The organism is Methylobacterium sp. WL18 (assembly GCF_008040015.1).
In the GTDB taxonomy this organism is placed as follows: Bacteria; Pseudomonadota; Alphaproteobacteria; order Rhizobiales; family Beijerinckiaceae; genus Methylobacterium; species Methylobacterium mesophilicum.
This window is the reverse complement of the sequence record NZ_VRVD01000206.1, coordinates 1-7,631: the sequence shown is the minus strand read 5'-3', so window position 1 is coordinate 7,631 and position 7,631 is coordinate 1. Positions and strand designations below refer to the sequence as shown.

Genomic DNA, 7,631 nt, shown 5'->3' with positions numbered 1-7,631 from the left:
GCCCGGGCGCGCGGGCTGGCGGCCAGGTGCGCGGCCAGCACGCCCTCGCCGTCCGTGACCATCGAGCGGAACTTCAGGCAGCCGAAGCTGCGTCCGTCCCGGCCGAGCCGCATGTGCCGGAAGATCGGCGCCTTGCGGTCGCCGGCCCAGACCAGCACGGCGATCAGCAGCATCAGCGGCAGCAGCAGGAACAGCGCCGTCGCCGCCACCCCGATGTCGAGCCCGCGCTTGGCCGCCCAGTCGAGCCGAAGCCCCCGCGCCACGAACGGCGTCTCCGGCAGCACAGCCTCCGCAACAGCCTCGGCCGCCTCGCTCACCTGACCGACCGTCAGGTCAACCGTCACGGCACAGCCACCGACAGGCGCAGCCCGACGAGCCGCGAAATCGGCCGCATCACGTCGATGTAATACACTGTGCAGCATAGTTCCGGCCTCTGGGTAGCGACGGTTGCCTTGGGTATTGGCTGGATGGTTAATCAATCATTACGTCTAAAAGCGGGTAAATCACGGATGCCGATATGAGACTAGAGGCGATATTTAATTCAAATGCACTTAGTTAACTGGTCTATGGCGGCGTACGTAGTTGGGCGATGCCGTCGAAGGAAAACAGGTCGCCGCCCGCCTGCCGCAGTGTTCGGCCGCTGAAGCCTACGTAGTTTCGGATCGGAGAGCCCCGTCTGCCCGGATCGATCGTACGCGACACAGATGCGGATGCGTCGGACGGCAGCACCCACTTCAAGCGAGCCCCATCGGTCGGGCTCTCTACGGGCACGCCGGCAGGAAGACCTGGCCTCCCAACACCAGAACCAAGTCATCGATGGCGATCCGTCGATCGCGAGCGGACCCGCGGTGCCGCTCATGTCGGCGACAGCCATAGCCCTGATCGCTTGGGCTACGGGCGGCGTGAAGCCCGATGCAGGCGAGGTTCGGCACACGGTTCGTCGCGCGCACTGAGACATCCGCCGACGGGATCGAAGATACGCCCTGGTGAACGTCGACGATGGTCGGCCGTATGCTGGGCGCGATCATGCTTGCGCCACCGGTGCACAATAGAAAATGCCGCCGGTCTCCCCGATGATCTCCACAACCCAGTCCCATGTGGAATCGCAACGGGCGGCCCCGGTCCTACGGCACGCTGCAGCCACCCGGTCGGCGACGCTCATCGCCTCGTCGAAGACTTGCGTCTCCAGCACGAAGGGGGCGCACCGGATCTTTGTGCTCGAGGACTTGATCTGCAATTTAAACACGATGTCTGGCCGCACATAAAAGCAAAGACGATCCAATGACCGCATAGGCGGTTATGAACAGGTCCGCAGTGCCCTTACAGACACTGTAACCCGCCAAGCTAACCAATTGAGCCGGGAAAAACGGCAGGACAAAAGAACGGGACGCCGAGACAAACGCGGACGCGTCGGCGCCGGATGCGGGCTGGCCCGCGACAGCGTCGCCGGTCCGATCGCCGGGATACCGCTATCGCGAACGGTCCGGCCTCGACGGCGTACGAACGGCGCCGCCGACCAGGGCGAGGACAGACCCCAGCGCCGAGACGGGGACGAACACGGTCAGCATCGCCAGCCCGACGCCCTCGGCGCCGAAGATCCGATCGTTGAGGACACCGACGAGGAATGGACCGAGACCGAAGGCGATCAGCGTGACGCCGGACACGAAAAGAGCGTTGACGCGTCCGCGGAAGGCTCTGGGTGTCAGGACCTGAAGGCTGGCCAATATGGGTGCGCTGGTCATGCCGAGAAGCGCCACCAGGACGGTCAACGCCGTCAAGGACACATTCAGGTCGGAGGCGAGCGCGGTCGCGGCGACCGCGGGACCCGTCAGCGCGAGGGCGGCCGCGAGGATGAGAGATCCGGGTCTGCGTCGTCCGCGCGCGCGCCAACGATCGAGCAACCGCCCGGCCGTGAGATGTCCGGCCGGTGCCGCGACGAGAACCAGCAGGCCGATCCGTATGCCGCTCTCGGCGGGCGTGAGATGATGGACCCGCACGTAGAAGGTCGGGATCCAGGCCGTCAGCGTCTGTCCGATCAGGACGGCTGCGACGGCGGTCCCGAAGAGCGGCAGATACTGCGCGCGCCGCCGACACAGCCACGCCCGGAGCCGCGTGTCGCGCGTTGGCGGCGCGGGTGACGGTTCAACGATGCGGAGGGCGCCGACGAGCAGCAGGACGTTGGGGAGGCAGGCCAGGATGAACAGGGCGCGCCATGGCGGCAGGGCGGCCTCCATTCCGGGAAGCCGGAAGCCGCCGATCCCGGTCATCCAAGCCAGCACCGTTCCGCCCAGCAGGAGGGCGGAACTGCGCCCGACGCTTCCACCGGCCGTAAACCACGAGATGCCCCGTCCGAGCCGATGCCTCGGCAAACGATCGGACAAGAGCGAGAGCGCGACGGGCGTGATCGCCGCCTGCCCGAGGCCGAGGAGCGCGCGGGCACCCAGGAGCAGCACGAAGGTGTCTGACAGGCCGCACGCGAAGGTCGCCGCGCCCCACACGACGATGCTGGCGACCAGCAGCGCACGCCGATGGCCGCGATCCGCCAGGACACCCATGCCGGGCATGGCGAGCGCATTCACCAGCGCGAACGCCGACCCTTGAACCAGCCCGAGTTGCGCATCGCTGAGGCCGAGATCCACCTTTAGGGGCTGCGCCACGAGGGTGATCAGAAAGCGATCGCCGAAGGCGACCAGCTGGACCGCCGCGAGCAGCAGGACCAGAGGCAGCCCATCCCGGTCGCGCCAGGCGCGACCGGGCCGAGTGCTCCCGCCCTCGGCGCCCCGCATCAATACAACTCGGCAACCCAGCGCGCGAGGACCGGGTCGGGGGCAACCCCGTCCCTGGCTCCGGTCGAGCGGGCCTGCCGGATCTCCGTGCGGAACCGGCCCGGCGGCGCCCCGTAGGCGCCCGCGAAGACGCGGCTGAAATGGCTTTCGTTGGCGAACCCGTGCTCATGCGCCAGGCTAGCCAGGGGGCGATCCTCGCCGGGCCGCAGCAAGGCCTTCCGCACCGCCTCCAGCCGGCGCTGCTGGATGTAGCGCGCGATGCCGCCGTCCACGCCGAAAACCTTGTAGAGGGCCGAGCGCGACATCCCGATCCCGGATGCGACGGCCTGTACGTCGAGCCCCGCGTCCATCAGGTGTGCCGCGATGAACGCTTCGGCCCGCGCTCGACGCACGGGGTCGGCCGCCTCGTGCGACAGCGCCCGATCCGTGATCGGCAGGTTGGCGAGGCCGAGGCCCAGGAGCTCCGTCACGGCGCGCGCCGCGTGGCCGGTGCCGTCCGGCGGCAACGTCGCCACCCGCCGGACGAACGAGGACAGAAAGTCGGAGAGCAATCCGGCCGCCGCCGCCGGGAGGATCGCCCCGTGGATGTGATCGATGGTCCCGAGCACGCTGCGCACGTGCTCACGCGCCAACTGCACGGAGATGAGCCGGGCGCGCTCCATCTGCGACCGGTGCGGCCGCGAGGTGTCGACGATCATGATCTCCCCGGGACTGAGCCGCCGCTCGTCCTCGATCGGACCCGACACCAGCTCACCGGAGAGGAGGAGGTGCAGAACGAAATGGTCGAAGCCGTCGCGTCGAACGCGCGCGGCGTCCCGGCTGTGCCGAAGGCCGCTGATCCGACGATCGAACACGACCATCCTGGGCTCCCGCACGATCCGGACGGTGGCGTGGAAACAGCCGTCGGTGCGCGTGACGTCTGTGCCCGAGCTGTAGAGCCGCCGATACGCATCGAAGCTGCCGCAATCTGCGGCGGCGCGCGCGTCAAAGGTCAGCGCTTCGACAGGCATGAATCGGCATATCTCCCGGACGGTCGAGGGAAGGATCTTCGTCGGATCACGACTGCGCGCGGCCAAGCACGCGTTCGCAGCGGCCCCATCGATCCCCGCTCAGGTGCGGCGACCGCACTGCGATACGAGCGACGGTTCGAATGGTTCCCGGGATGCCAACCGGCTTAAACCGACGCAAGGGTATCGGCGGCGTCCTCGCGCAACCTTGATTCAGGGCCTCCCGAACGGCCGACCTGCCATATCCGGCCGTAACAGGCCTTGCGCCACCCACGGTCACAATCCGGTGACCTCGCAGCAGCGGGTCGCGAGCGATTGGCGAGCCGCGGTCCGTCCCCTGTCCGGGTAGCGAGAGTCGACCGCACTGCAGCGGGATCCGCGCCGACAACCGCGACCCGGCTGCGCCAGCGCGGAACGCTGCTCGCAACGACCGTACGATCCGGAACGTCACTGCTCGACGGGAACGTCGATATAGGGCCGATCTCAATCTCTGACCGTAGTGCGTACCACTTTCGCATGTTACGCGCGTGTCATCGATTGCGTCTCGACGCACGCGCAGCGCCTTTCGCCATCCGGCATTCATCCGAAACGTCGGGTAGGCTCACACGACCATGTGCGTGACCGACGGCCCTCCGGAGCCATGATCCGCCACCGTGCCGCTTGCGGCGTCATCGCACTTCTCGCGGCCTCCCCGCTGTGCACCGGCGCTGGCGCTGCTCCGGCAACACGCCCCCTTGTCCTGGAGGAGTTGTCCGTCGTGGGCGACGCGCACCCGCCCACTGGACAGCCCGCAGCCAGCCCCCTGATGGACGACCGAGACCGGCCAATCCGAGAACCGGCGGGAGCGCCGACGACCCGGCTGGGCGCGATTGCGAATCGGCCCGCGGCCGACATCGGCCAGGTCCTGATCGACAGTCCCGGCGTCACGATCCGTCAGGGGACGGGTGGCCGCGATGTGATCGTGTCGATCCGCGGCAGCAATGCCCGGTCGACAGGCACGAACAGGAACATCGTCGTCGTGGAAGACGGCTTCTCCCTGACACAACCGGACGGTGTTTCCCGCTTCGATCTGACCGACCCGCACGCCTACAGCCGCATCGACGTGTTCCGCGGACCGCAATCGGCGTTGTTCGGCAATTACGCCACGGGGGGCGCCATCGCGTTCCAGACCCGGACCGGCCGCGAGATCGACGGCTACGAGATCGGCACCGACGCCGGCAGCTTCGGATACCTCAACACCTATTTCACCGTGGGCGGCGCCAGCGGGCCGTTTGAGATCAGCCTGTTCGCCAGCGATGTCCGCGCCAACGGCTATCAGGATCATTCGAGCTACGACACGCAGACGATCAACCTCTTGGCGAACTATACCCCGACCCCGGACAATCGCTTTACTTTGAAGGTCATCGACAACACGCTCGACGCGAACCTCGCGGCCCGCTCCTCCCTGGCGCAGTACCGGATCAACCCCTACCAGCGCGGCTGCGCGGCCGCCGCGACCGCTGCGCCGGGCTGCACGACGGTCGCGTATTTCGTCAACGGCGCCTTCGGACCGACGGCGGCGGTCACGGCGAGCGAGGCGGCCCTGTTGCGCGCCGACCAGCGTTCGGTGGTGGCCGCGCGCTGGGAGCACGACCTCGACGCGTCCACGACCATGCGCACGCAGCTCGGTTTCGATGAGCGAGCCTTCAACCAGCCGTTCACGACGGCGGCACCGCGCGGATCGTACCCCGCCTGGAATGTCCTCACCGACCTGAGGCGACAGGATACGCTGTTCGGGCTCCCGGCGGTCGGCTACGCGGCGCTTACCTACAACACGATCGACGGCCACGCCGCCATCTTCAACAGGGTGCCGTACGGCGGCCCGCGCCTGGGGGCCCTCATCGGCGATCAGCGCACCGTGCAGGACAATCTCGGCGGGCGGGCTCGGATCGAGCTGACGCTCGGAGAGCACTGGACGGCCGTGGCGGGTTTCGGTGTCGAGCGTACGGCCATCACCGGGCGGAACGACACGTTCTCGACCAGCGCCGCCGGCACGGTCGGCACGGTCGTGCGCGTGGATCGCAGCTTCCTGAACGTCGCGCCGGAGCTGGCGCTGGTCTTCAGCCCCGCTCGCGAATGGCAGGTTCGCGGCCGGGCGGCCGTCGGCTACGGGACGCCTGCGGCGACCAACCTGTTCATCACACCAGCGGGGCAACCGGGCGACAACGTGCAGCTTCAAGCCCAGAGGAACCTGGGGTTTGACCTCGCGGTGAACTGGTCGCCCGCACCGGACTTGCAGCTGTCCGTGACGGGCTTCTACGAACTGTTCCGCAACGAACTGCTCTCGCAGTCACCCGGGGCGGGCCTGTTGCCGTATGTCTTCAATGCTCCAGCCTCGGAACACCGGGGTATCGAGATCGGTGGCCGCTGGATTTCACGGGACGGCTGGCGGGCTACATTGGCCTACACCCACGACGACCAAGTCTACACGAACTTCGTGGAGCGACTCAGCGCCGGAACACGGGCCGCCCGCTTCGACCGTGCGGGCAACCACATCCCCGGCGTGCCCACGGACGCAGCCTTGATCCGGCTCGGCTACGAGCAGACGGATGGGCCGTGGGCGGGCGTGGGCCTGTTCGTCGAGGCGGTCTCCCAGAGCAGCTTCTTCATCGACAACGCGAACCTGCTGAAAGCGGCCGGTTTTGCCGTCGTCAACCTCAACCTGCACTATGACCGGGCCTTGACGGGCGCCGCGGACTCAGGCTTCGCCCGGCGGCTGAGCCTCTACCTCGAGCTGCGCAACCTGCTCGATCGGGTCTACACCAACTCGGCACAGAACCTCGCCGATACCATCAACGCCAACACCGGCGTTCAGAACGGAGCGGGCATCCTCGCCCAGACGACAGGCTCGATCTTCGCCGGCGCCCCACGCACGCTGATCGGCGGTATGAAGCTCGCGTTTTGAAGACTCGGCGGATCGAGAACTTGTTCGCTCCGGCTGGTCTGGGAGCGGGGCAAGACATGCGTCCCTGTCCGTTTCGGACAACGGACCTCCCGAGTGAACCTGGACGGCGCGGTCGGCTCGGGTGGGTCCGATAACAGCCGGAGAGTCAACGGCCGGCTGAGAATCACAGGACTTTGGCTGGGGCGCCAGGATTCGAACCTGGGAATGGCGGTACCAAAAACCGCTGCCTTACCACTTGGCGACGCCCCACCGTGGGCCGGGGCTGTCTAGACGGGCAGCCCCGGCCTGGCAAGCGGTCGTTCGGGCGCGGACGGCGGGGTTCGAGCCTGCGGCGCGCGGGGATGGACGGCTCGCGCCTGCCCCCGCGGCCCTGGGGCTTTCAGCGGCGCTCGAGGGTGCCGTCGAGCCGGCGCGGGAGGTTGAGCGGGTTGGCCTCCTGGAGCGCTGCAGGCAGCAGGGCGTCGGGGAGGTCCTGGTAGCTCACGGGCCGGAGGAACCGGTCGATCGCGAGGCTCCCCACCGAGGTCGTGCGCCCGTCCGAGGTCGCCGGATACGGGCCGCCATGGACCATGGCGTGGGCCACCTCGACCCCGGTGCCGAAACCGTCGATCAGGATGCGCCCGACCCGACGCTCCAGCAGCGGGAGCAGCCCGCGCACGGCCGCATGATCCTCTTGGGCGATGTGCAGGGACGCCGTGAGCTGTCCCTCGAGTCGCTCCAGCACCGCCCGCATCGCGGCGAGGTCGGGGCAGCGCACCACCAGGGCCGCCGCGCCGAACATCTCCTCCTGCAACGCCGGCTCGGCCAGGAAGGCGTCCGAATCGGTGGCGAACAGGGCTGCCCGGCCCTGGGTGGCCGTGCCCTCCGGCCCTTCGGCGAGCCGCGTCACGGCGG

The 7,631-nt window shown here is 68.2% G+C and carries 4 protein-coding genes, 1 tRNA gene and 1 pseudogene; 1 reads left to right on the top strand and 5 read right to left on the bottom strand.

Annotated features, from left to right (window positions below; all coding sequences use genetic code 11):
- The 3 genes from FV228_RS15520 to FV228_RS15510 form a co-directional block, all read right to left on the bottom strand.
- Window positions 1-344, bottom strand: a 344-nt coding sequence (locus FV228_RS15520; protein ID WP_187277768.1) for a sugar transferase, incomplete at its 3' end; no start/stop codon positions are given.
- 1,125 nt (window positions 345-1,469) lie between these two features.
- A complete protein-coding gene (locus tag FV228_RS15515; RefSeq protein WP_147855443.1) occupies window positions 1,470-2,786 on the bottom strand; it encodes an MFS transporter in 1,317 nt (438 codons plus the stop codon).
- Window positions 2,786-3,862 carry a helix-turn-helix domain-containing protein gene (locus FV228_RS15510; RefSeq protein ID WP_147855442.1) on the bottom strand — a complete coding sequence of 359 codons (1,077 nt, stop codon included), beginning with the start codon at window positions 3,860-3,862 and terminating at the stop codon, window positions 2,786-2,788. Before FV228_RS15510 ends, FV228_RS15515 begins: the two co-directional genes overlap by 1 nt.
- Before the next feature lie 571 nt (window positions 3,863-4,433).
- Here FV228_RS15510 and FV228_RS15505 point away from each other — a divergent pair.
- Window positions 4,434-6,737 (top strand): TonB-dependent receptor, encoded by a 2,304-nt coding sequence (locus FV228_RS15505; protein WP_147855441.1) that lies wholly within the window; start codon window positions 4,434-4,436, stop codon window positions 6,735-6,737.
- A 174-nt stretch (window positions 6,738-6,911) separates the two neighbouring features.
- On the opposite strand, the gene FV228_RS15500 is transcribed toward FV228_RS15505, so the two are convergent.
- Together FV228_RS15500 and FV228_RS15495 are read right to left on the bottom strand one after the other, a co-directional pair.
- Window positions 6,912-6,986, bottom strand: a tRNA-Gln gene (locus FV228_RS15500).
- A gap of 130 nt (window positions 6,987-7,116) precedes the next feature.
- A pseudogene (locus FV228_RS15495) lies at window positions 7,117-7,631 on the bottom strand (aldehyde dehydrogenase (NADP(+))); the annotation flags it as partial.

Coding starts and splice junctions, on each gene's coding strand:
- FV228_RS15515 (WP_147855443.1), bottom strand. CDS start 2,786: ATGCGGGGCGCCGAGGGCGGGAGCACTCGGCCCGGTCGCGCCTGGCGC.
- FV228_RS15505 (WP_147855441.1), top strand. CDS start 4,434: ATGATCCGCCACCGTGCCGCTTGCGGCGTCATCGCACTTCTCGCGGCC.